At 37.8% G+C, this 400-nt stretch carries 1 protein-coding gene; it reads left to right on the top strand.

Annotated features, from left to right (window positions below):
• A partial coding sequence (locus tag CI957_RS10420; RefSeq protein WP_164909101.1) for an RNA-guided endonuclease TnpB family protein occupies positions 1-400 on the top strand: 400 nt, incomplete at both ends.

The raw sequence follows: 400 nt of genomic DNA, 5'->3' as shown, positions 1-400 counted from the left end.
TGCAGGTAAAGAGAAACGTCTTATGCGAGATGTAAACCACACAATCTCAAAGAAAATTGTGAAGTTCGCAACTGAAAAAGGTGTATCTGTAATAGGTCTTGAAAATTTATCAGGAATACGTGACTCCACGCTTCCCAAAGTTTCTAAAAAGAGAAGACATAATCACAGTAGTTGGGCTTTCCGCCAATTGCAAACATTCATTGAATACAAAGCAAGAGAAGCAGGCATAATTACACATTATGTTGACCCCTCTTATACCTCTCAAACCTGTATTCGATGCAATCATATCTCTAAGAATAACCGTAACAGGTTGTCTTTTAGATGTGAAAAATGTGGTTATGAGAACAATGCCGACCTGATTGGTGCAATGAATATTGAACACAAAACACGGGATTACAGG

The organism is Methanohalophilus sp. WG1-DM (assembly GCF_004104135.1).
GTDB lineage: Archaea > Halobacteriota > Methanosarcinia > Methanosarcinales > Methanosarcinaceae > Methanohalophilus > Methanohalophilus euhalobius.
This window is presented reverse-complemented; position numbering and strand designations above follow the sequence as displayed.